This is a genomic window from Bacillus sp. FJAT-47783, from assembly GCF_022808615.1.
Lineage (GTDB): Bacteria > Bacillota > Bacilli > Bacillales > Aeribacillaceae > Bacillus_BZ.
On sequence record NZ_JAKZKS010000035.1, the window covers coordinates 1 to 21,764 of the forward strand.

The 21,764-nt window shown below is 37.6% G+C and carries 23 protein-coding genes; 7 read left to right on the plus strand and 16 right to left on the minus strand.

Annotated features, from left to right (window positions below; genetic code table 11):
* Positions 1-88: 88 nt before the first annotated feature.
* The 3 genes from MLD65_RS16615 to speE form a co-directional block, all read right to left on the minus strand.
* Complete coding sequence (locus tag MLD65_RS16615; RefSeq protein ID WP_243292972.1) at positions 89-259, minus strand: DUF1934 family protein; 171 nt, start codon at positions 257-259, stop codon at positions 89-91.
* Positions 260-590: 331 nt separating this feature from the next.
* On the minus strand, positions 591-1,472 hold the full coding sequence (gene speB / locus MLD65_RS16620) for an agmatinase (RefSeq protein ID WP_243292992.1): 882 nt from the start codon (positions 1,470-1,472) through the stop codon (positions 591-593).
* 16 nt (positions 1,473-1,488) lie between these two features.
* Entirely contained in the window at positions 1,489-2,319 is an 831-nt protein-coding gene (speE, locus tag MLD65_RS16625; RefSeq protein WP_243292973.1) for a spermidine synthase, read from the minus strand.
* Between the two features lie 456 nt (positions 2,320-2,775).
* Here speE and MLD65_RS16630 point away from each other — a divergent pair, with 456 nt between their 5' ends.
* A complete protein-coding gene (locus MLD65_RS16630) occupies positions 2,776-4,839 on the plus strand; it encodes a transglycosylase domain-containing protein (RefSeq protein WP_243292974.1) in 2,064 nt (687 codons plus the stop codon).
* 382 nt (positions 4,840-5,221) lie between these two features.
* Here MLD65_RS16630 and MLD65_RS16635 read toward each other — a convergent pair whose 3' ends face one another.
* Both MLD65_RS16635 and MLD65_RS16640 read right to left on the minus strand, forming a co-directional pair.
* On the minus strand, positions 5,222-5,731 hold the full coding sequence (locus MLD65_RS16635) for a YwhD family protein (RefSeq protein ID WP_243292975.1): 510 nt from the start codon (positions 5,729-5,731) through the stop codon (positions 5,222-5,224).
* 37 nt (positions 5,732-5,768) lie between these two features.
* Entirely contained in the window at positions 5,769-6,428 is a 660-nt protein-coding gene (locus tag MLD65_RS16640) for a site-2 protease family protein (RefSeq protein WP_481748547.1), read from the minus strand.
* 112 nt (positions 6,429-6,540) lie between these two features.
* On the opposite strand from MLD65_RS16640, the gene MLD65_RS16645 reads away from it, so the two are divergent.
* Entirely contained in the window at positions 6,541-6,729 is a 189-nt protein-coding gene (locus MLD65_RS16645; RefSeq protein ID WP_243292977.1) for a 2-hydroxymuconate tautomerase, read from the plus strand.
* Between the two features lie 208 nt (positions 6,730-6,937).
* On the opposite strand, the gene MLD65_RS16650 is transcribed toward MLD65_RS16645, so the two are convergent.
* From MLD65_RS16650 to MLD65_RS16660, 3 genes are all read right to left on the minus strand, one after another.
* Positions 6,938-7,441, minus strand: coding sequence for a YwgA family protein (locus tag MLD65_RS16650; protein WP_243292978.1), 504 nt, complete (start codon positions 7,439-7,441; stop codon positions 6,938-6,940).
* Positions 7,442-7,476: 35 nt separating this feature from the next.
* Entirely contained in the window at positions 7,477-8,784 is a 1,308-nt protein-coding gene (locus MLD65_RS16655; protein WP_243292979.1) for an HD domain-containing protein, read from the minus strand.
* Between the two features lie 312 nt (positions 8,785-9,096).
* A complete protein-coding gene (locus tag MLD65_RS16660; protein ID WP_243292993.1) occupies positions 9,097-9,321 on the minus strand; it encodes a YuzB family protein in 225 nt (74 codons plus the stop codon).
* 240 nt (positions 9,322-9,561) lie between these two features.
* Between MLD65_RS16660 and MLD65_RS16665 the strand changes: the two genes are divergently transcribed.
* Positions 9,562-10,269, plus strand: coding sequence for an RsfA family transcriptional regulator (locus MLD65_RS16665; RefSeq protein ID WP_243292980.1), 708 nt, complete (start codon positions 9,562-9,564; stop codon positions 10,267-10,269).
* 127 nt (positions 10,270-10,396) lie between these two features.
* Here MLD65_RS16665 and lipL read toward each other — a convergent pair whose 3' ends face one another.
* From lipL to pta, 4 genes are all read right to left on the minus strand, one after another.
* On the minus strand, positions 10,397-11,242 hold the full coding sequence (lipL, locus tag MLD65_RS16670; protein WP_243292981.1) for an octanoyl-[GcvH]:protein N-octanoyltransferase: 846 nt from the start codon (positions 11,240-11,242) through the stop codon (positions 10,397-10,399).
* 81 nt (positions 11,243-11,323) lie between these two features.
* Positions 11,324-11,989, minus strand: coding sequence for a hypothetical protein (locus MLD65_RS16675; RefSeq protein ID WP_243292982.1), 666 nt, complete (start codon positions 11,987-11,989; stop codon positions 11,324-11,326).
* A 279-nt stretch (positions 11,990-12,268) separates the two neighbouring features.
* Positions 12,269-13,588 carry an alkaline phosphatase gene (locus MLD65_RS16680; RefSeq protein ID WP_481748548.1) on the minus strand — a complete coding sequence of 440 codons (1,320 nt, stop codon included), beginning with the start codon at positions 13,586-13,588 and terminating at the stop codon, positions 12,269-12,271.
* A gap of 392 nt (positions 13,589-13,980) precedes the next feature.
* Complete coding sequence (gene pta / locus MLD65_RS16685) at positions 13,981-14,952, minus strand: phosphate acetyltransferase (protein WP_243292984.1); 972 nt, start codon at positions 14,950-14,952, stop codon at positions 13,981-13,983.
* Between the two features lie 249 nt (positions 14,953-15,201).
* On the opposite strand from pta, the gene hemQ reads away from it, so the two are divergent.
* From hemQ to MLD65_RS16705, 4 genes are all read left to right on the plus strand, one after another.
* Positions 15,202-15,972, plus strand: a complete 771-nt coding sequence (hemQ, locus tag MLD65_RS16690; protein ID WP_243292985.1) for a hydrogen peroxide-dependent heme synthase — start codon at positions 15,202-15,204, stop codon at positions 15,970-15,972.
* A gap of 426 nt (positions 15,973-16,398) precedes the next feature.
* Complete coding sequence (locus MLD65_RS16695; RefSeq protein WP_243292986.1) at positions 16,399-16,770, plus strand: cell wall hydrolase; 372 nt, start codon at positions 16,399-16,401, stop codon at positions 16,768-16,770.
* A gap of 17 nt (positions 16,771-16,787) precedes the next feature.
* Complete coding sequence (gene gerQ, locus MLD65_RS16700) at positions 16,788-17,252, plus strand: spore coat protein GerQ (RefSeq protein WP_243292987.1); 465 nt, start codon at positions 16,788-16,790, stop codon at positions 17,250-17,252.
* Between the two features lie 442 nt (positions 17,253-17,694).
* A complete protein-coding gene (locus MLD65_RS16705; RefSeq protein WP_279326124.1) occupies positions 17,695-18,924 on the plus strand; it encodes an IS4 family transposase in 1,230 nt (409 codons plus the stop codon).
* Positions 18,925-19,511: 587 nt separating this feature from the next.
* Here the strand turns inward: MLD65_RS16705 and MLD65_RS16710 are convergent.
* From MLD65_RS16710 to MLD65_RS16725, 4 genes are all read right to left on the minus strand, one after another.
* Positions 19,512-19,649, minus strand: a complete 138-nt coding sequence (locus MLD65_RS16710) for a hypothetical protein (protein ID WP_243292989.1) — start codon at positions 19,647-19,649, stop codon at positions 19,512-19,514.
* A gap of 287 nt (positions 19,650-19,936) precedes the next feature.
* Entirely contained in the window at positions 19,937-20,839 is a 903-nt protein-coding gene (locus tag MLD65_RS16715; protein ID WP_243292990.1) for a tyrosine-type recombinase/integrase, read from the minus strand.
* Between the two features lie 380 nt (positions 20,840-21,219).
* On the minus strand, positions 21,220-21,510 hold the full coding sequence (locus MLD65_RS16720; protein WP_243292991.1) for a hypothetical protein: 291 nt from the start codon (positions 21,508-21,510) through the stop codon (positions 21,220-21,222).
* Positions 21,511-21,667: 157 nt separating this feature from the next.
* Positions 21,668-21,764: transposase (locus MLD65_RS16725; protein ID WP_243292009.1), on the minus strand; the 97-nt coding region annotated here is incomplete at its 5' end.

Here is a 21,764-nt window from a genome sequence, read left to right on the forward strand (position 1 = left end):
GAAGATGTCCTTAAAAAGTCAAATCGAAAAATCAAAAAACTAATACAAAGTCAACTACAGCAATGGGTAGCAGCCTTACCTAACTATATCAAGGCTTATTTGCCGATTTCAGTATGCGAAGTTTGAGTTCATAAGAAATAAATATGGCCTCATTTTTTTTAGAATATACCCCTGTTGTCCAAAACTCAATTGTATCTTTTTCCGTTCCTTGCTGAATCTCATTTTGAATATGAACGTGAACAGGTACTCCATTATTCATAACTCTCATCCTTTAAAGGCTGTATTAACTTCATTAGTATAAAGATTCTTTTCGTGTAATGCAATAGAAGGAGGTGCTTGAGGGGGATTTTCGTTGTTTGCGGGTTCTTGCATGGAATGGGTTTTTCCTTTTTATTAGGGATTCCGGCTCTGAATTTGGGCTTTTCTTTCACAAATTGGGGTTTTCTTTCATTATTTGGGCCTTCCTTTCATTAATTGGGGTTTCCTTTCATCATTTGGGCCGTTTGGCGCTTGTATTGGGCTTTCCTCAACAGGCTTGCTGTTCTTACCTACAAAAAAAGAAGGAATCACCTGATTCCCTCTCTTCTAAATTAAGGGCGCTTCTGTACCCACCCTAAAATCATTTCACGAATGAGTTTACTTGCCGTGTTTGCCGTTTGCTCCGAGTGGTCATAAATCGGGGCCACTTCGACTAAATCGGCACCGACGACATGAATATCGGAATGAGCAATCTCATGGATAGCAGCAAGTAACTCTTTCGAAGTAATTCCACCTGCATCAACCGTTCCAGTACCCGGTGCATGTGCTGGGTCTAATACATCGATATCAATCGTTACATAAACTGGCCGTCCGGCAAGCTTCGGTAAAATGTCCTTCAGTGGTTCAAGGACTTCAAATTTTGAAATATGCATTCCGTTTTCTTTTGCCCATTCGAATTCTTCTTTCATACCTGAACGAATTCCAAATGAATACACATTTTCCGGACCGATAAGCTCTGCCACTTTACGAATCGGCGTTGAGTGAGATAACGGCTCCCCTTCATACTCTTCACGTAAGTCTGTATGAGCATCCATATGGATAATAGCTAAATCCGGATACTTTTTATACATCGATTTCATGACTGGCCAAGAGACTAAATGCTCTCCTCCCATACCTAAAGGGAATTTTCCAGCTTGAAGCACTTGATCAACAAATTCTTCAATCATCTCTAAGCTGCGACTAGCGTTTCCGAATGGCAGGGGAATATCGCCAGCATCAAAATATTTCACTTCTTCCAGTTCACGGTCTAAATACGGGCTGTATTCTTCAAGACCGATTGACACTTCACGAATACGTGTTGGGCCGAAGCGTGAGCCAGGGCGATAGCTTACGGTCCAATCCATCGGCATCCCATAAAGAACCGCTTCACTTTCTTCAAAGGAGGGATGACTTTTAATAAATACATTTCCTGAATAAGCCTCATCAAATCGCATCATCAGCCACCCTTTCTTACTTTGTTAAATCTTCAACGAATTTCGGTAATACAAATGCTGCTTTATGAATGTCTTTTGTATAATATTTTGTATCGATTTCATGGAATCGGTCTTCACTTACTTCTAACGGATCATGCTTTTTAGATCCTAACGTAAATGTCCATAAACCGCTTGGGTATGTCGGGATGTTCGCAATGTAAAGACGTGTGATCGGGAAAATTTCTCGAACGTCTCGTTGAACATTCGTAATCAGTTCAGGCGTAAACCATGGGTTATCTGTTTGCGCAACAAAAATACCATCCTCTTTTAATGCTTTTGAAATACCCGCATAAAATCCTTTTGTAAATAAGTTCACAGCAGGGCCGACTGGCTCCGTAGAGTCAACCATGATCACATCGTACTCATTTTCACTTTGAGCAATATGCATAAATCCATCATCAACTTTTACTTCGACACGAGGATCATCTAATTTACCTGCGATCTCAGGTAAATATTTTTTCGAATACTCAATGACTTTTCCATCGATTTCAACAAGTGTCGCCTTTTTGACACTTGGGTGCTTTAATACTTCACGAATCACACCCCCATCACCGCCGCCTACAACTAATACGTTCTCAGGATTCGGATGTGTAAAGAGCGGTACATGCGCTACCATTTCGTGATAGACGAATTCATCTTTTTGACTCGTCATGACCATTCCATCTAAGTAAAGCATGTTTCCGAACTCAGCTGTTTCAACCATTTCTAACTTTTGATACTCCGTTTGTTCTGTATGTAAAGTGCGATTAATTTTCATTGTGATCCCAAAGTTTTCTGTTTGTTTTTCAGTAAACCAAAGTCCACCCATTATGATTACTTCCTTTCATCGTTAAATTAGTTCTTAACAAGTGATCTCCCTACTCGACATATTTTCCCCAACGATCAACTCCCCATTCGAGAATATGGAAAAAGTCTATGAACAGGAACGTCACCGCTTTCGATTCAAACCTCAAAAAAAGTATAGAGGAATCTAGCAAAATTGCAAAGAAAAATTTCATTTTTTCATAGAACGTTGTTTAAAAATGAAGATTCGTACTCATACTAACAAATAGGAAGATGCGTTTTATTTTAAAAACAAAGTCTAAATTTTTGCACATAGTTTTTGTACAACTCAAGAAGCCATCCGCTCGAGATCACAAGGTAAAAAGGGCTATCGCGGAGCTAGGAAGGTGACATTGCGACGTTCCTTAGTAAAGCGGGTAGCAGTTAGTCGCAATTGGCGCGCATTAAGCATTTCTAATGAATTTAACAAGGAGTGACCGAAATGGAATTAACGACTCCTAAAAGAATAACGGTAAAAACAATACGTGCACTATTTTTTATAAATGTAATTGGCATACTCGTCTTTGTCATCGTTCTATCGACGATATTATTTATGGCAAAACTAGAAGGGCCTCCTTCTATATCTGTCCCACAATCAACCGTATTGTATGCAAAGGATGGTTCAAAAATCGGTGAAACACACCATGGGGAAAAACGGTTTTGGGTTTCACTAAATGATATTTCTCCATCTGTTTTAGAAGCGACGATTGCAATAGAAGACCGAAATTTTTATGATCATCACGGATTTGATTACAAACGCATTATCGGGGCAGCAATTGCCGATTTAAAAGCAATGGCGAAAGTGCAAGGGGCAAGTACGATTACACAACAATATGCGAGAAATCTATATTTAGAGCATGATAAAACGTGGAAACGGAAGCTAACGGAAGCGTTTTATACAATTCGTCTTGAAATGAACTTTACGAAAGAAGAGATCGTAGAAGGCTATTTAAATACGATTTATTACGGTCACGGTGCCTACGGAATTGAGGCAGCCGCACGATATTATTTCGATAAACATGCAAGTGAGCTCACATTAGGAGAAGCAGCTATGCTTGTTGGCATTCCGAAAGGTCCTAGTTATTATTCACCGTATGTAAATTTATCACGTGCAAAAGAACGACAAGAACTCATTTTATCCGAGATGGTGAAAGAGGGCTTCATCACGAAAGAAGAAAGAGAGAAAGCTAGCGAAGAACCGCTTGAGCTAAAAGAACAAGAAGCAGTCAAAAAAATTGACATCGCTCCTTACTTTCAAGATATCGTCCTACAAAAAGTGAAAAATTTATTAAATATAGATGAACAGATCATTCAAACGAAGGGACTTCGTGTTTATACAACATTAAATTCAAGCTTACAAAAAATAGCCGAAGAAACGGTGACAAACGTGATCGATGAGAACTCCGATATCCAAGTCGGGTTTACCGCTATGGATCCAAATACAGGTGAAGTAAAGGCACTTATTGGTGGGAGAGACTATGAAAAAAGTTCGTTCAACCGGGTCACACAAGCAAAACGGCAACCTGGTTCAACGATGAAGCCTCTTTTATATTATGCAGCTATTGAAAATGGGTTTACTCCATCTACACCTTTACGAAGTGAACCGACAACCTTCCGTTATGGAGAAAATGAGCAAGGTACGTATAAGCCGAGCAATTACAATGATTATTACGCATATGACGATATTACGTTACTGCAAGCACTTGCTCTCTCAGACAATATTTATGCGGTTAAAACACATCTATTTATGAGCATGAACGAATTGGTTCAAACGGCCAAAACCGTTGGCATCCATAGTCCCTTAAAGGAAGTTCCATCTTTAGCACTCGGTACATCACCTGTCAGTGTACTAGAGATGGTCAACGCCTACGGAATTTTAGCCAATGGAGGAAAAAAAGTTGAACCCATTTTTATTACCCGAATTGAAGATGCGAAAGGAAATGTATTGTATAAAGAAAAGAGGCAACTAGAGCAACTACTAAATAAGCAAGCAGCCTTTGTCACGACACATATGATGACAGGTATGTTTGATAAAAAACTAAATGGTTATACGACTGTAACAGGACAAAAAGTGATTGACCTTCTAACACGTCCATATGCCGGTAAATCCGGTTCGACGAAAGCAGACAGCTGGATGATCGGCTATACTCCTCAGCTCGTTGCAGGTGTTTGGACTGGCTATGATAAAGGAAAAACGATTGACCTTGTACTTGAACGCTCATATGCCAAACAAATTTGGGCACATTTCATGGAGGAAGCGTTAGAGGATCAATCTGTGAAAAGCTTTCGCCCGCCTGAAGGGGTCGTCGGTGTTTACGTTGACCCATCAAGCGGACTTTTAGCCTCGCCTACGTGCCCTGTTTCTCGTTTAACATACTATATTCAAGGAACCGAACCGACCGATTATTGCCTCGAACATTTAGAGCATACAAAGGAAAAGAAAGAAGAGGACAAAGATCCACCAGAAGACCCGTCAATTTGGGATAAACTCATTCCATGGTTGTAGTAAGGTGGATAAAGTGAAACTTCATTCAGTGGGGGTTTTTTCATCCCCCACTGAATGTTAGTCCCTACGGGCTGACCTAAAGGCCCTTGTGACCCACAGGATGTGGGTTACACAGACGTGGCCACAGGACGTGGCGCTCATAGTCTGTGTTCTTTATGTTCGGACCTTTACGGGCAGTTGTCCCCCACCTATCTTCTTTGCTTTACGACAGAATCTTGAGGTGGGGTCTTACTGCCCGTTAAGAGTTGGATAAATGAAAATCCCCGGAACAATATAAGCTCCGGGGATTTTCATGTCCTAGTTTTATAAGTATGATTTTAGTCTACTCATTTTTTTCTAAAACCACAATCGTTTCACAGTTTGTTCACAATTTAGACAAATTTCAAGAAACGGAAAGTCCCTTTTTTAATTCATCGCTTGAAAGCTCCCACATGCTTTCATTGTGATTTTTTAAGAATTTTGCCAACACTTCTTTTGAATGGTCATCCATGTGATCGACGATAATTTGACGCTTTAGTGACTTATCCATTTTATTCACATGCTCTGGTAAAGACTTATATCCTCTTCTTGCTTCACGATCTACAGTCATTTCACATGCCGTTACACCCGCATAATACGGCCCTTCTTCTTTGCGATCAATCGTAACCCAAACGAGCCAATACGGCTTCCCATTCGGTACTTTTTCTTTTTCAGGAATAAATTTAATGCCGCGTTCTACTGCGCTGCGTGCATGCATGGCCCCAATATCAACAAACGCTTCCCCTTCCTCTACATTGACAAATACAGGAGAAACATTTTCTAAGCTTAATGCGCCAATCCCATAACCTTTATGTCCATCTGTCGGATCATTTTTAATAATATTAAACCCAATATTTTTCTTCTTTTTTTCCATGTTTGTAACCTCCTTTTCTATCCCACTTTATCTTACTTTATATAAAAAATGGCTGTAATATAGCTTGGAATAAAAGAATTGTTGCATCACGCCCAACATGAAAAACCGGATAAATAAGATATTGGTCTAAAGGAGTAAAAACGATAATGAGAAATATTAACGCTCCGTAGTTTTCAAATTGAGTAAGCTTTGCCCGAATTTGCCTCGGTGCTAAATCTTCGATAATGCGATAGCCATCTAAAGGCGGAAACGGAAGCAAGTTAAAAATAAATAGTGTAATATTTAACGAAACGAGAATGTTTAAAAACATTTCAAGTCCATTTGCATATGCAAACGGTAATAGGGAACCGTTTCTAATCAATAAATGTAACATTACATAGCCGACGAATGCAATCAACAAGTTGCTTAATGGCCCTGCGATTGAAACAAGTATCCCCGCAAGCCGTGGATTTTTAAAGAAGAACCGATTAACCGGCACGGGCCTCGCCCATCCAAACCCAGCAATAAAAATTAAAATCGTTCCAAGTGGATCTAAATGAGATAGTGGATTTAATGTTAGTCTCCCTTGATTTTTCGCCGTTTCATCACCAAATTTATAGGCGACATATGCATGGGCAAATTCATGAAACGTAAACGCAATAACGAGCGATATAATCACATAAGGTATGACACTTAAATCATAATGTAAAAAAGGCAATGGCACGTCCTCCATCTCTACAAATCATTCTAAAATCAAGTATACTATATTTTAATGACCATTACATTTTTATCCTATGTAATGTGTTCTATTATCGAAAGGAGAATCAATCATGCCATACGTTACAGTAAAAATGCTTGAAGGACGTACTGAAGAGCAGAAGAAAGCGCTCGTTGAAAAAGTGACAGCTGCTGTCTCTGAAACAACTGGTGCCCCTGCTGAAAAAATCGCTGTGTTTATTGAAGAAATGAGTAAAAACCATTATGCCATTGGCGGAAAACGTTTAAGTGACGAATCGTAAATGGCGAAAGGACGGCACATTTTGCTGTCCTTTTTCATTTGTAGACAAGTAGAAAGATGCCGTATCCGCAAGTTGGGTTCAAATTTGCGCAAGTTTGGAGCATAACTCCGCAAGTTCATAAAAAAAGACCGCAACCGCACGAGAGAGGGACTCACTTTCGCTTCTTTCCTGATCTTACACGAAAAGGACAGCAGCTCGCTGTCCATTACTAATTGACTTGTTTTCTTAACTGTTCAATATATTGAAACGCTTCTTCCACTTCTTCATCTGTATAGCGCTGCTTACTTTTTAACGTAAATACTTTTTCTTTAATCTCTTCTTTATTCAATTCTTCAAAATACAAAACGGTTGAGACAAGTTCTAAAAAACGAGCAGGCTTTTCATTTAAATCAATCATACATTCTGGCAAAGAAGGCATATCTAAATGAAAATTATTTAAAAACTCCTTACCAGCATCGGTTAATGCGTAGCGATATTGAAAATAGCCGCCTTTCTTTTCTCGTACTTCATTAACGAATCCTAAATTGCATAATTCTTCTATTCTTAATGTTAGTTCTTCCGAATAAGGACCAAAAAAATGAAAGTTATATTTCTCGTAAAAAGGGAAATTAAGCTTTTTTGCAATGTATATCATTTTTTGAAGTTTTTTCCGTCCAATAATCTCTTGTGAAACAGCAAACACCTTCATCAGCTTTGCGTGTTCATTTAACACACCCCGTCATCTCCTCATTAAAATTTCATCCGCACTTATTTTTGAAGCCGTAATAAATCAATTATTTTCTTTTTTATATTTCGTTTCGTCGAAAAATCGTGTATGAAATCAGAGGGGAAATATAGTTTATGATCCGTTCTTCGTTTCCCTGATATCGCATCGACAATCTCAGATTCTCTTGAAAGCTCCCGTATATCTCCATTTGGCATTAACAAATGAATCGGTAATCGTTCTTCTTCTTCACCTGGTCGATAAAAATCATACGGAAGATCCGAGGAAGAGTCCACCACTAAATAATAATCCGGATCGATTCCGGCTTTTTTAAACAAGGTTGTTAATTCCATCAGCTTCATCATTTGCTCATTCGTCGGATTAAATTCCACATATTTAAACAAATTGCGATTAATAAATCGTCTACATAAATCGCTTAAAATAGGATCTTCTTCTCGCTGCCACGTTTGGAAATAAAATAAAATAATCGACTCATCTAATCCTAAATAATCCTGAAGGGTTACATTTCCATTAAAAATGGATTGGAAATGTAATGGTTTGAATGTAAATTCGTAGTTGTTTTCATAAAGGGCCTTTGCTCGGTGGAGAATTTTCGTTAAGATGACTTCGGCACTTCTCGTTACAGGATGAAAATATACTTGCCAATACATTTGGTACCGACTCATAATATAATCTTCCACGGCATGCATCCCGCTATATTTAATGACAACTTGATCTTCGCGAGGGCGCATTACACGTAAAATTCGCTCCATATCAAAATGACCGTAGCTTACACCTGTATAAAAGGCATCACGTTGGAGGTAGTCCATCCGATCAGCATCAATTTGGCTTGAAATTAAACTCGTCACTTGCTTGTTGGAGTACGTTTTTGCAATCACTTCTGTCACTTTTTTCGGAAAGTCGGGACTAACTTTCTTTAAAACTTCGTTAATTTCTGTATCTCCTAAAATAATAGCTTGCGTAAAATCTTCGTGATCCAAATGAAACACTTTTTCAAAAGAATGAGAGAATGGACCATGTCCTAAATCGTGCAACAATGCCGCACATAAGCTTAATAAACGTTCTTCCTCGTTCCATTCAGGACGACCGCGAAAAACATCATCAACAATCCTTCTGACAATTTCGTATACACCTAATGAATGATTAAAACGACTATGTTCAGCCCCATGAAACGTAAAAAAAGTCGTTCCGAGCTGACGGATTCTTCGTAATCGCTGGAATTCTTTCGTTCCAATTAAATCCCAAATGACTTTATCACGTACATGAATATAACGATGAACCGGATCTTTAAATACTTTTTCTTCCGAAAGCAACTCATTCCGATACGCCATTTTTTTCCCTCTTCCATTAAGACATATATCTATTATATCGATTAACATTCGACGTGAGTAGTGAACTATTATGAAAAGAATTGAAAAAAATGAAGCCTGGAAGAAAAAAATCACCAGTATAGAAAACATCCCTGGTGATTTTTTTAAGGTAAATCATTTTGATGAAGTTTTCAAGGGTTCATGGAGGCTTCGGTATCCAGCGAATGCCACCTAGCCCCTCGAAGTCAAAAACGTGTCGCCGTATAAGTAAAAAGCGCCTTTTCATCGTAAGAACATTTTTGTCTGAGGCTGAACAAGGCGCTTGCACTTTTCTTATTTGTTTAATTTTTTATGAATCTTTTCGATTAATTCATCTTCATTCGGTGCAGAAACTGGACGATTATTAACGAATGCGAATGACTTTTTACGGCCTGGCCCACAATAAGACTGACAGCCGATATCAATTTTCGCATTTGGATCTATCTTCTCTAAACGTGGTAACAACGTTTTTAAGTTTGTTGCTTGGCAATCGTCACAAACACGGAACTCATTTGCCATTTTCGTAAACAACCCTTTCATCATTGTTCATGCTCTCGGGTATTTTACCTTTTATTTCTGCTCAAATCAAGTGATGAGGACAATCTTCTATATATTAACTCTAATAAAAATCTACTATCCTTGTATAAAAAATTCCAATCTGGAAAAGCTAGAAGTAATGGATACCTTGGTGACTAGCTTAAAACATGTTTTAAAGCTATTGAAATAGCAATACAAGTTTACAGATAGGGAGTTGAGACGATGAAAAAACGACAAGATGCATGGTCTGAGGAAAATGATTTATTGTTAGCTGAAACCGTCCTTCGCCATGTTCGTGAAGGCAGTACACAGCTGAATGCATTTGAAGAAGTAGGTGATAAACTAAACCGAACTTCCGCTGCTTGTGGGTTTAGATGGAATGCAGTTGTTCGTCACAATTATGAAAAAGCATTACAGCTAGCGAAAAAACAACGAAAACAAAAAATGCGAGCGCTTGGAAAAGGACAACCTGCGAAAAAACGTTTATTATATTCACCTCCAGAAACAAGCTTACCTTCTGAGGAACCTACTTTGACAGACGCTTTACAGAATGATCATGAACAAGAAATATATGTACCGGTCACATCAACAGATTCTATTCAAACGCAGTCGATACAAAACGAATTAACAATGGATCAAGTTATACAATTTTTAAAATCGTATAAAGGAAACCATTTACACATTTCTGCAATAGAAGAAGAAAATATGCGCTTAAAGCAACAAAATGAAGAGCTCATAAGAAAAAATGAAGATTTAGAAAAGCAGATTGCTAAACTTGAACAAGACGCTGTCACCGTTCAAGAAGACTATGAAACACTTATGCAGATTATGAATCGAGCAAGAAAACTCGTTTTATTCGATGAAGAAGAGCGTCCAGCAACAAAATTTAAAATGGATCGAAATGGAAACCTTGAAAAATTAGCTGAATAATAGTAGGAAAAGCGCAAGCACCCTCTTGCTCAGCCTCAGACAAAAATGTTCCTACGACGTAAGATTTTTTGACTTATAGGGGATGGCTTTCGCAAGACAGTAAAAATAAAAGGACCTCCTGTGCGCGTTATAGGAGGTCCTTAAATGCTTTTTCATTTCGTTCTTTCATTCGTATGAAGTTCTTTTCATACATTTCTTGCTCTTCTTCGCGAAGTCCTTCGGCATATATACGACCACTCAAATCTTTTAATGTCGTTAATACGTTGAACATCACTTCGGAAACCGTTAATTCGGTTTGTAATAACTCACTTAAAGAAGCCATCGTAGCAGGATTGATTTCCGGGTATGCAAACTTAGTTTCATCTTTTTTTAATGTTTTTTCGTAAAAACCTTGAATGATTTCTGCCCGTTTTGCGCCACTTCCATTTACACATATATAGATTTGAACAGCTATGCCGTTACGGAGCCGACGTTGAGAAATACCGGCAAACTTTTTCCCATCAATGCTTAAATCATAGCTTCCTGGACAATAGGAGCCAACGATTTCATAGGCATCAATTTGAACGTTGTATTCCTTAAACATAAAACGAACAAGTTCCCACATTGTATCATATCCTCGGTTAATATCGATTCCTTTTTCGGACTCTCGTAAGATGAGTGATAGATTTAACACGCCTTCATCTAACACGACCGCTAGTCCACCGGAATTACGAACAATCACGCGATAACCTTGTTCTTTTAAAAACTGTACACCGTCTTGTAAATAAGGAACTCTTGTATCTTGAATACCGAGAACGATTGTATTGTGATGAACCCACGACCTCATAACCGGTGAAGATTCGCCTTTTCCAACAAATGCGCATAATGTATCATCTATCGCAAATGATTGTTTTGCATCAAAATGAGGGCCTAAGCTTGAATGATCAATAATTCGCCATTCATCTTGCCGCAATAATGACAAATGCTGTTCCATGTCAAACAATCTCCTTTGATGAAGTAAAAACGATTTCATTATACCATAAAGATTCCCTCTCTATCGTGATTGCTTGCTTGTTTAAAAATTGATTTTTATTTCCTCGGCTTCGCTCATTTTATTTTGTTGTTCGTCAACGACATCACTTGTCATAAATTGAATCGATTTGATGTTTCCATCATATCGTTTCTCAAGAATAAATCCTAGATTTCCAGCTTTCGTTTCATTTCCCTTTATAGGTCCATTTAAGTTTTCTAGATAAATATCGTGATTCCAATCAAAACTCTCCCCAGTACTTGTTTCTAAAAGAGCGATCGGTGCAAAATAAACTTCTTTGTCTGAGCTATTTTTCATTTCAACTTGAACTTTTACAAAATCAAATTCTTTCTCATGGGTTAATCCATGAAAATAATCGATTAAACTATAATCGGGAATGAGATGAATCACCTTTACATGCTTGATGGTTAATTCAATCGGACCAATTTGCTCATTTTTGTGAACGGGAATCATCGCCTTTAATTGCGCCTCACCCTTTTCGTCACGATATGTGTCACCGACGTTTATTAAGCTGCGGTCATCTGTTACTTGTGGGTTTGGAATGTAGCTGTTGTCTCGCTTAACATCCTCATTATGATTCTCAACCTTTTCATTTTGCCCATTCGACTGCTCTTCCATTATAGTAGCTTGATTTAATTCACATCCTGAAAGGAGTATAAGTATACAGATTAGTATAAACCAATTTTTCACGCTCTCGTCCTCCTACTAGCTTCATATCAGTGAAACTTCATTCAGGGAAGTTTTTTTTTCATCCCCCACTGAATGGTTAGTCCCTATGGGATGACCTCAAGGTCCTTGCAACCAACAGGACTTGCCTCTAGTCTGTGTTCTTTATGTTCGGACCTTTACGGGCAGTTCCCCACCTACCTTCTTTTCTTTACGACAGAATCCCTGAGGTGGGGGTCTTACTGCCTGTTAAGAGTGGGATAAAAGATCCCGTTGCATTTGGCAACGGGATATGAATATTTCCTATTTATCTACAATGGTATGCTGTTGTTTACCTTTACTTAGAAGCTCAAAAATAATTTTTGCATTGTCTGTATTGTCAATATGCCCTGCAAATTTTTCGCTAGCTGGGCCGTATGCAATAACAGGAACATCCTCTCCTGTATGACCTCCTGTCGTCCAGCCCGTGTGCGTTCTCGCATCAAAGATTTTCTCAATCGCGTTATCGATTCCACGAACATCTTCTCGGTTTTCTGCCGCTTCTTGAACGGATTCAATTTCTTCTTTCGTCAATGATAGATCGATATATTTTTTCAATGTTTCTTCCACATCAGCACCATTTGCGATTTGCTCGGCCATAAAATCAGGTGTACGTTTTGCTGCTTTTATTGGTTCACCCGACCAATTGTAAATCCCATCTGCTCCGATTGAAAAACCACCAGTTGAATGGTCAGCCGTTACAACAACTAAAGTATGCTTGTCCTTTTTCGCAAAATCAATCGCTGCTTTTACAGCTTTTTCAAAATCTTTCATTTCACTCATTGCTGCGACAATATCGTTGTCATGACCTGCCCAATCAATTTGGCTTCCTTCAACCATTAAGAAAAATCCGTCTTTATCCTTGTTTAGTTTAGAAATGGCTGCATTTGTCATTTCCTCAAGAGAAGGAGTTTCTTCAGTGCGGTCAATCATTTTAGGCAGTCCGCGTGGAGCAAATAATCCAAGCACTTGTGAATGATCATCATTGATCAGTTCTTGTTTAGTTTGGACAAAACTATATCCATCTTTTTTAAATTCTTCAATAAGATTGCGGTCTTGACGATCGAAAAGGTCTAGTCCCCCTCCAAGAAGCACATCGACTTTATGTTCACCATTAATGAGTTCATCGTAATAATCATTTGCAATCTCGTTCATATTCTTCCGGTTTTCATCATGTGCCCCAAATGATGCAGGGGTAGCGTGTGTAATTTCTGAAGTTGCAACAAGTCCTGTCGCTTTTCCATTTTCTTTCGCCGCTTCTAAAACCGTCTTTACTTCCGATCCATCGTTATCGACAGCAATGGCTGCATTATATGTTTTAATTCCTGCTGACATTGCTGTTGCAGCTGAAGCTGAGTCTGTAATATTTTCTTCGTGATCTTCCGGATATGTCATTTGCTGTCCAACTAAATATTGATCAAATTGAGTTGGTTGTACAAACTTTTCATTCGGATCATCTTGTAAATAACGATAAGCTGACGTATACGATACGCCCATCCCATCCCCAATCATAAAAATGACGTTTTTCACTTTTGAATTTTCTTTTGCCTCTACACTTGAATTGCCTGCAAATATGCCTCCAATCGTAAGCGCAGATATTAGTGCAACAGGTATAACCTTTTTCTTAAACACGCTTTCGCCCTCCTAAAATTCTTTTACGAGAGCGATTATACGGAGCTAATGTTAACTATGTTTAAACATTTAATAAATGATTTGTTAAATACCGTTTACAATTCCCAAGGACGTTCGTACTAGTCTTTTCTGCATAATATGAGGATAATAAATACGAAATTTGTCGAAATAGATCAAACCGAGTCGTATAATGCTAATTATTTCAATTTTTTTCATTCACATTCCCTAAAATGTTTATTTATATAAATTTAATAAAAAATTTACATTACGGGAAATATTGACGCCTTATACATACAAAAACCTGAGCTCAGATACGAGAACTGAACTCAGGTAGAACGAAAACATTATAGAGCTTGTGCTGCGGTAATTAATGCAAGCTTATAGACGTCTTCTGCATTACAACCACGAGAAAGGTCATTTACCGGAGCGTTTAAGCCTTGAAGAATTGGCCCAATCGCTTCAAAGTTACCTAGACGTTGAGCAATTTTGTACCCGATGTTTCCAGCTTCTAGGCTTGGGAAAATAAATACGTTTGCATCACCTTTTAGTACAGAGTCAGGTGCCTTTTTCTCTGCTACAGATGGTACGAATGCGGCATCAAATTGAAACTCTCCGTCTAATGTTAAGTGTGGAGCCATTTCTTTTGCTAACTGAACTGCTTCCACTACTTTGTCTGTTTCAGGTGATTTCGCCGATCCTTTAGTTGAGAAGCTTAACATCGCGATACGTGGATCGATGTCAAACATATTTGCCGTATTGGCACTTTCTACCGCAATTTCAGCTAAATCTTGACTATCCGGGGAAATATTAATCGCACAATCTGCAAAAACATACTTTTCTTCACCGCGAACCATGATGAATACACCAGATGTTTTTTTGACGCCTTCTTTTGTTTTAATAATTTGGAGTGCTGGGCGAACGGTATCAGCCGTTGAATGAGCCGCTCCACTTACAAGACCATCTGCTTTTTTCATGTAGACAAGCATTGTACCGAAGTAGTTTTCATCTAAAAGAATTTGTCGCGCTTGTTCTTCTGTCGCTTTTCCTTTACGGCGCAGAACGAAAGCTTGTACCATTTCATCCATACCATCAAAATTTTGCGGATCGTAAATATCGACTCCGTTTAATTGAATGTTTAATTCATTTGCTTTTGTTTCCACTTCATCTTTGTTTCCAACAACGATTGGCCGAATTAAATTTTCTTCTGCTAAACGGCTAACGGCTGTTAAAATTCGTTCATCTAAACCTTCTGGAAAAACAATTTTTAAGTTTTTCCCTGCCACTTTATTTTTTAACACTGTGAATAAATCTGACATGTTACGCAACCTCCTATGTAGTACCTTTCCACACTGTTGTGTATACAATACATCCACACTTTAGCATACTCCACTTTATACGAATTTCAAACATGTACAGAAAAAGATAACGTTTTCAAATAAAATTCTTTGTTTTCTTAATTTTCCGCCTCTCCTCATTGAATTGTCATGGTTTACGCACTTTATCCCTGGTTAAACTATGTTATAGTAAGATTGTACATACGATGATTTTATTTAGGGGTGAAAAATATGAGTGAAGAACGTCGTACGAATGAGGCAGCTCAAACACTAGATGGCTGGTACTCTTTACATGATTTCCGCTCGATTGATTGGAGCGCTTGGAAAACGTTAACAAGTGATGAGCGTCAAGAAGCGATTCACGAGTTTTTAGGACTATTAGAAAAATGGAGTGTAGCTGAAAAGGCAGAACAAGGTAGTCAAGCTTTGTATACAATTGTTGGTCAAAAAGCCGACTTTATGCTAATGATTCTTCGTCCAACAATGGAAGAATTAAATGAAATTGAGACAGAATTTAACAAATCAAAGCTTGCTGAGTATACGATTCCAACGTATTCTTACGTATCTGTTGTTGAGCTAAGTAACTATATTCCAGGTGGGGAAGATGGCGGAGATCCGTATGAGAACCCTTACGTTCGTTCTCGTCTTTATCCATCATTACCAAAATCAAAGCATGTTTGCTTCTACCCGATGGATAAACGCCGTCAAGGAGACGATAACTGGTACATGCTTTCCATGGATGAGCGCAAAAGTCTCATGAGAAGCCACGGAATGATCGGACGCCAATATGCCGGTAAAGTAAAACAAATTATTACAGGCTCCGTTGGCTTTGACGATTATGAATGGGGCGTTACTCTATTTGCAGATGACGTTCTCCAATTTAAAAAACTCGTTTATGAAATGCGTTTTGACGAAGTAAGCGCGCGTTACGGTGAGTTTGGTTCCTTCTTCGTTGGAAATATTTTAGCACCAGAAAAAGTTGCGGCTTTTTTACATGTATAAAGATTAACCGGCACAAATTGTGCCGGTTTTTTTATTGTTAACTAGGAAATTATAAATTCACCACCTAGTTGTTATGGGCGTTAGCAGCTAGCAAACTTCCCATTTCATCCGTACGACAATGATCACCCGATTTCCCTTTATCTCCTACTGAAATGGTACAGTTTGTACGCCACTTTAGCGAAGCTCTCGCGCTTTTGCTCTCCTTCTACTCATGAATTAACCTCCACATTCTTTCCTTTATAAAAATTCCTTTCAACTAGTCATAGAATGAAAAATATCATCATACGTTTGAATGAGTATGACTAACTGAAACTTTAACTTCCTCTGTCATCAGAGAAACCTAGTTCTTTTTGTTTAAAGGTAGGTGAGATAACATGGCGGTTATTCCCATATAACGAAGAAGAGGTAAAGCTATTAGCTCGATTAATGCGTGCTGAGGCCGAAGGTGATGGCAAACTTGGGATGCTACTTGTCGGAAATGTTGGTGTTAATCGCGTGCGAGCAGACTGTTTAGATTTTAAAGATATTCGATCTCTAAGGAGGATGGTGTTCCAATCTCCTGGTGGCTTTGAAGCTACTCAAAAAGGCTATTTTTATCAAGGAGCCCGTCAAAGTGAGATTGATTTAGCGAGAAAAGTCATAAAAGGGGATCGATATCGTCCTGGTGAAGTGTCGTTGTGGTTTTTTAGACCTGATGGCCCTTGCCCTGAAACATGGTTCAATCAATATAATTCAGGTCGATTCAAATCCCACTGCTTCTTTTTCCCAACTTATTCTTCATGTCCTAGTGTTTATTAACTATAAGGAGGTTTGTTATGAACAACAACCAAAAACCTAAACCAGCTCAACCCTCGAACCCTTATCAATCAAATGGTTATCAAATGGCTGGATACCAACAACCACAAATGGCAATGCCCCCATACGGTTTTTATGCACCGAGCGGGTCGCAGCTTGGGGCAACCCCACAAGTTCAAGGAGTATCTGCAGGTCAATACGTACCAGGGATGCTGCCTTTAGAGGAGTCCTATATTGAGAACATACTTCGTTTAAATAGAGGAAAACAAGCGACTGTTTATATGACTTTCGAAAATAATCAACAATGGAATGCGAAAATTTTTAAAGGCGTCATTGAAGCGGCTGGTCGAGATCACATTATTTTAAGTGATCCTAAAACAGGAAAGCGTTACCTCCTCTTAATGGTTTATTTAGATTACATTACGTTCGATGAAGAAATTGAATACCAATATCCAGCTGGTCTAGCTACGTACTCGCCGAGGTAAGGTTTAAATCAGTAAGGGAGATCCTTACTGATTTTTTTCGTTTTGAAAAAAATCCAATGTGAACATGTTAGCGTACTTGTGTCAAAGCACTTTTAATTTTACTTAAAAAATTCTCCTTTAACTTTTTACGTTCGCTTAGATTAAAGTCCAATGTTTTGTATGCCTGCATACGCGAAAACAAGTCATTCGATACAACTAAAAAAACCATCTGTCTCTCCCTTTCATGGCGACAAATGACCTTATCCTATCCTCACATTTTTCGAAATATATACCAAAATGCACTAGCGTTGCAATAAATAAAAATTAATTTGTCAAGCGATAAATTAATGGAATTAAATTTAATTCATGGTATTTCCAAGTCTTTTTAAATAAAAAAAATCCCCTTATAATTAGGTGGAAGGTAGGTAGTCCTGTCCAAATCCTAATAATAAGGAGAAACCCTATGGACAAGAATACCATAAAAACAGTTTTTAAGGAATACATTTACCCAATGGATGAAAAAGTTATTTTAAAAATGGTTAACCAGATGGAGCTTGATAAATATGTGAAAAAGTTAGATAGCTTAACGTTTACAAAACTTTTTATTTACGCTCAATTAAAGCAACTTGATAGCCTTAAAAAGATTAGTTTCAAAGTAAAGCACAAAAAGAAATTACAAAAGGAACTAGGATTAAAAAGTATAAGTAAATCTCAGCTTTCTCGTAAACTTTCCGACCTTCCACCGAAAATTTTCGAAGCGATCCTACATCACTTGGTTGAACAAATTCACCGGGAATTTGGAACTGAAAAGGGAAATCATTTACTAGGAAAAATTCATCTTATCGATTCTACAACGATTTCTCTTTGTCTTAGTCAGTATCAATGGGCCGACTTTCGTCAAACCAAAGCCGGAGTGAAAATCCATACTCGTGTCGTTTTTTGCGAAGGTGAAACGTATCCTGATAAGATTATTACCACCCCCGCAAGATCGGCGGATGCTACTCAGTTGGATGGTTTGATGGTCATTGAAAAAGATGCACTACATGTATTTGACAGGGGTTATTTCGACTTCAATAAATTTGATGAGTACTGTAAAAACAACATTCGGTTTTGTACTCGAATCAAGGAAAACACGATTGTCCATGTGATTGAAGAACTTCCAGTGAACCCATCATCAGGTGTAATCCGAGAGGCCATAGTTAGGCTAGGAAAGATGAAATATCCTGTACGATTAGTTGAATCGATAGATAGCCAAGGCAATCGAATTAAAATCATTATAAATGATGCAAAGATGAGTGCCAAAGAAATCAGTGATTTATATAAAAATCGTTGGAAAATTGAGTTTTTCTTCAAATGGATGAAACAGCTCCTAATTCTCAAAACGTTTTATGGAAAAAGCCAAAATGCTGTTTACAACCAAATTTACATTGCCATGATTACCTTCTGCTTAACGTTGTTGATGAAAAAGAAGGTATCCTATCAAGAAACTCTTCTTGAAATGTTTGAATTCTTAGGTGAGTATTGGTGGAGAAGTTTCAAAGTTTTTTTAAAAGAGCTATTTAAAAAGTCTAAACGGACGTCACTAGGACGCAGACGAATGAATCATGAGAAAACTTTTAAGGAAACTCTAGCGCAATATGAAAGTGGTGATACCGAGCATTTAGATGATTTAACCTACGATCCAATCTTCTAAATTGTAAAAAAAAGGATAAGGACTACCTTCATACAACCTCCTTGTCCTTTTGACTCTAATGCAGGGGGATTTAGATTTCTGAATATTCAGTCGCAATTCCAGTTACCATTTTATTAAATATTAGTCCGTTATTTAACATTTGACTTTTTTTTATAATTTTTTATGCAACGCTAGTGACCAAAATGCATATAACCATTGAAATTATCTATAATAATGGATATACTCTAAGCATAAAAAGCTGTGAGGGTGATTGCCTTCCAGTGTTGGCGCACTGGGTTGGATAAGGTCAATCGCCTTTTTATTTTGTCTATATATAATTTTACTTTTTTCTTTACAATCTTTCAATTAACTTTTAAATTAAAAAATAAAGCACAATTAGTATTACGTATATACAATATGATTATAAAAAATAAAGGATATATTATAAAAAACGGAGAATATACAATAATAAGTGTTTACATTGTACACACTTATTGTTATAATTTCAAAAGTGGATTAATTAACGATTGGTTAATTAAAATAAGGTAATAAAAATAAATAAAAAAAGAACGTAACTGCAACAAGTTACGTTCTATTAAAAGAAAAGTTTATTTAGCAGATTGAGAAATTACTTTTATTAGTTCTACTTGATAAGACTGATATGTAAAAAATGCAGCTGCTAGTGTACCAAATGCTATAATAGCTGTAAGAAGAACCATGCATAAGTTGTGTTTTTCTTGAGTCATTTTGGTCAGTCACCTCTCTTTCTGTTAGAAGATATTGAAAAATAGTAAATTCCCCCAAATTTACTATTCAACTAGTTTAATATAAAGCAAAACCCATGACACGCCAAGGGTGTTTTTGTCATTTTTTATAATTTTTAACTTTAATGATTTAAAGTGTTAAATATTTAGGGTTAAGATACTAAAAACTCCAATCCAATATACTAAAGGATTGGAGTTTTTTTGAAGGTTCCCCTCATTCTGCAGCAACTTTTGTTAAACCTTCGTATTTTTCTAAAATGTAAAAACTTCTACATTTTCTTCAATGCATCCACCATCTCCATCTGTGAGCTATCAGTATAGATTTTCGTGGTTTCAATGGATTCATGTCTCGCAAGCTTACTAATGGTTTCGATCCGCACACCGGCTAGGGCCAGATTCTTACAGAACGAATGACGAAGACGGTGCGGGGTGATTTGTTCCATGTGTGCCAACTTCGCATACTTATTCAACATGACCTGAATCGCTCTTGCGCCGATTTTTCCTCGTCGTTCCGAGACAAATAAGAAAAGGGAATCTTGATACAGGCCTTTTTCAAGTGTTTGACGATATTTCAACCACTTCTTCACGTTCTTGGCATACTTTTCAATCAAGGTAACAGACGCATATTTACCTTTCTTACCTTCCCTGATCGTCAGGATAACGTCCCCATTGACTTTCACATCCTCGATTTTTAACGCTTCCACCTCTGTGACGCGCAATCCTGCGTACAACATGCAGTCAATCATCGCGAGATTTCGAAGTCGCTGAAATTCATTCTTTTCAAGGTCCACGTATGAAAGAAGTTTCTCTTGTTCCTCTTTCGTCAGCCATTTGACGACATGTTTTTCTCCTACCGTTTCGGTCGCTTCGACCTTTGGGATTTTAATACGTGTCGTTGGATTGTCCGTTAAAACACCTTGATCAACGAGGTACGCAAAAAACGTTTTAAGCGCAGCGATACTCTTATTAATGGTTGCTTGCTTTCGATTCAACTGATGGCGCAAATACGCGATAAACTCTTTGATGGTGACTGGTTTAATGTTCGAGAGGTCCGTATATCCCTCTGTTTTCTCATACCAATCGAGAAACTGGCGGATGGTCGTTCGGTACGCCTGGATGGTCTTTGGGTCTTTTCCCTCGTCATGTAACCAAGTAAAAAAGGAATCTATCATTTCTTTCTCTCCTTTATGCCCAAATGAGTGTTCTGCGAACAATTTCATTCAAGAATTTAAGTGTTCTACGAACAATATAACCTGTATTCCGTATGTTTTCAGCGTAGAATCATAATTCTACGAATAATAATGAGTGGATAATGGGACATCGACAATGAGGTTTTATAGAGGATATTCAATATTGGCACATGCCCAACGTTAAAATAAAAGTTACTTCCTATATATGTTTTTTAGAGATTGAAAGAAAATGGTGCAAACAAAATTGTTATGTTTTTATAAATCCCACATTAAACGCCTCAGATCCTAGTACCAAAGAACGAGGCGCTTTTCACAGTCTGTTTTTAATGAAACATACCAATTGATTATTTGCCATTTATATCTTATGGCATTGAACTAGTTATTACCTCAATGATTAATGAAATAGCCCCTAGAACAATCATTGTTAATGATGAAACGAGCAGTACTCTTCCTGCAACCAAAAAATTTTTTTTATGAGAACTTCCTTGATAAAACCTATAACATATTAACCCTAAAAGTGTTGAAGATATCCAAATAACTATACCATACCTAGTTATGGTTTTTTCCCAATCAATTATCCAAAGATAGAGGATAAAAACGTGACAAATCACCAACATGGATGTTACGGGAAGTAAAAACCTTTGTAAACTCAATTATATTTCCTCCTTAAAAACATTTCTCAACTAACATTTACCTTACAAAACAAAGAATAGCATAATTTAACCACGACATAAATAATACCAAATATACAAAAATACGAAAATAATATTGAAAATAATTGGCTCATCACCAAAAGTCGGGGGTGACAAATTAGCACCCTGTTTCTAGGCGGATACGCAAGAATAAATGTTTATCATTTCGATAGCCATATCCTCTCCGTTTGATGAGTTTTATTTTATTATTTGTC

What these genes read in the sequence shown, in the direction of transcription:
- MLD65_RS16615 (WP_243292972.1), bottom strand. Translation starts at nt 259, where the DNA reads ATGAATAATGGAGTACCTGTTCACGTTCATATTCAAAATGAGATTCAG.
- speB (WP_243292992.1), bottom strand. Translation starts at nt 1,472, where the DNA reads ATGCGATTTGATGAGGCTTATTCAGGAAATGTATTTATTAAAAGTCAT.
- speE (WP_243292973.1), bottom strand. Translation starts at nt 2,319, where the DNA reads ATGGGTGGACTTTGGTTTACTGAAAAACAAACAGAAAACTTTGGGATC.
- MLD65_RS16630 (WP_243292974.1), top strand. Translation starts at nt 2,776, where the DNA reads ATGGAATTAACGACTCCTAAAAGAATAACGGTAAAAACAATACGTGCA.
- MLD65_RS16635 (WP_243292975.1), bottom strand. Translation starts at nt 5,731, where the DNA reads ATGGAAAAAAAGAAGAAAAATATTGGGTTTAATATTATTAAAAATGAT.
- MLD65_RS16645 (WP_243292977.1), top strand. Translation starts at nt 6,541, where the DNA reads ATGCCATACGTTACAGTAAAAATGCTTGAAGGACGTACTGAAGAGCAG.
- MLD65_RS16655 (WP_243292979.1), bottom strand. Translation starts at nt 8,784, where the DNA reads ATGGCGTATCGGAATGAGTTGCTTTCGGAAGAAAAAGTATTTAAAGAT.
- MLD65_RS16660 (WP_243292993.1), bottom strand. Translation starts at nt 9,321, where the DNA reads ATGGCAAATGAGTTCCGTGTTTGTGACGATTGCCAAGCAACAAACTTA.
- MLD65_RS16665 (WP_243292980.1), top strand. Translation starts at nt 9,562, where the DNA reads ATGAAAAAACGACAAGATGCATGGTCTGAGGAAAATGATTTATTGTTA.
- lipL (WP_243292981.1), bottom strand. Translation starts at nt 11,242, where the DNA reads ATGGAACAGCATTTGTCATTATTGCGGCAAGATGAATGGCGAATTATT.
- pta (WP_243292984.1), bottom strand. Translation starts at nt 14,952, where the DNA reads ATGTCAGATTTATTCACAGTGTTAAAAAATAAAGTGGCAGGGAAAAAC.
- hemQ (WP_243292985.1), top strand. Translation starts at nt 15,202, where the DNA reads ATGAGTGAAGAACGTCGTACGAATGAGGCAGCTCAAACACTAGATGGC.
- MLD65_RS16695 (WP_243292986.1), top strand. Translation starts at nt 16,399, where the DNA reads ATGCGTGCTGAGGCCGAAGGTGATGGCAAACTTGGGATGCTACTTGTC.
- gerQ (WP_243292987.1), top strand. Translation starts at nt 16,788, where the DNA reads ATGAACAACAACCAAAAACCTAAACCAGCTCAACCCTCGAACCCTTAT.
- MLD65_RS16705 (WP_279326124.1), top strand. Translation starts at nt 17,695, where the DNA reads ATGGACAAGAATACCATAAAAACAGTTTTTAAGGAATACATTTACCCA.
- MLD65_RS16710 (WP_243292989.1), bottom strand. Translation starts at nt 19,649, where the DNA reads ATGACTCAAGAAAAACACAACTTATGCATGGTTCTTCTTACAGCTATT.
- MLD65_RS16715 (WP_243292990.1), bottom strand. Translation starts at nt 20,839, where the DNA reads ATGATAGATTCCTTTTTTACTTGGTTACATGACGAGGGAAAAGACCCA.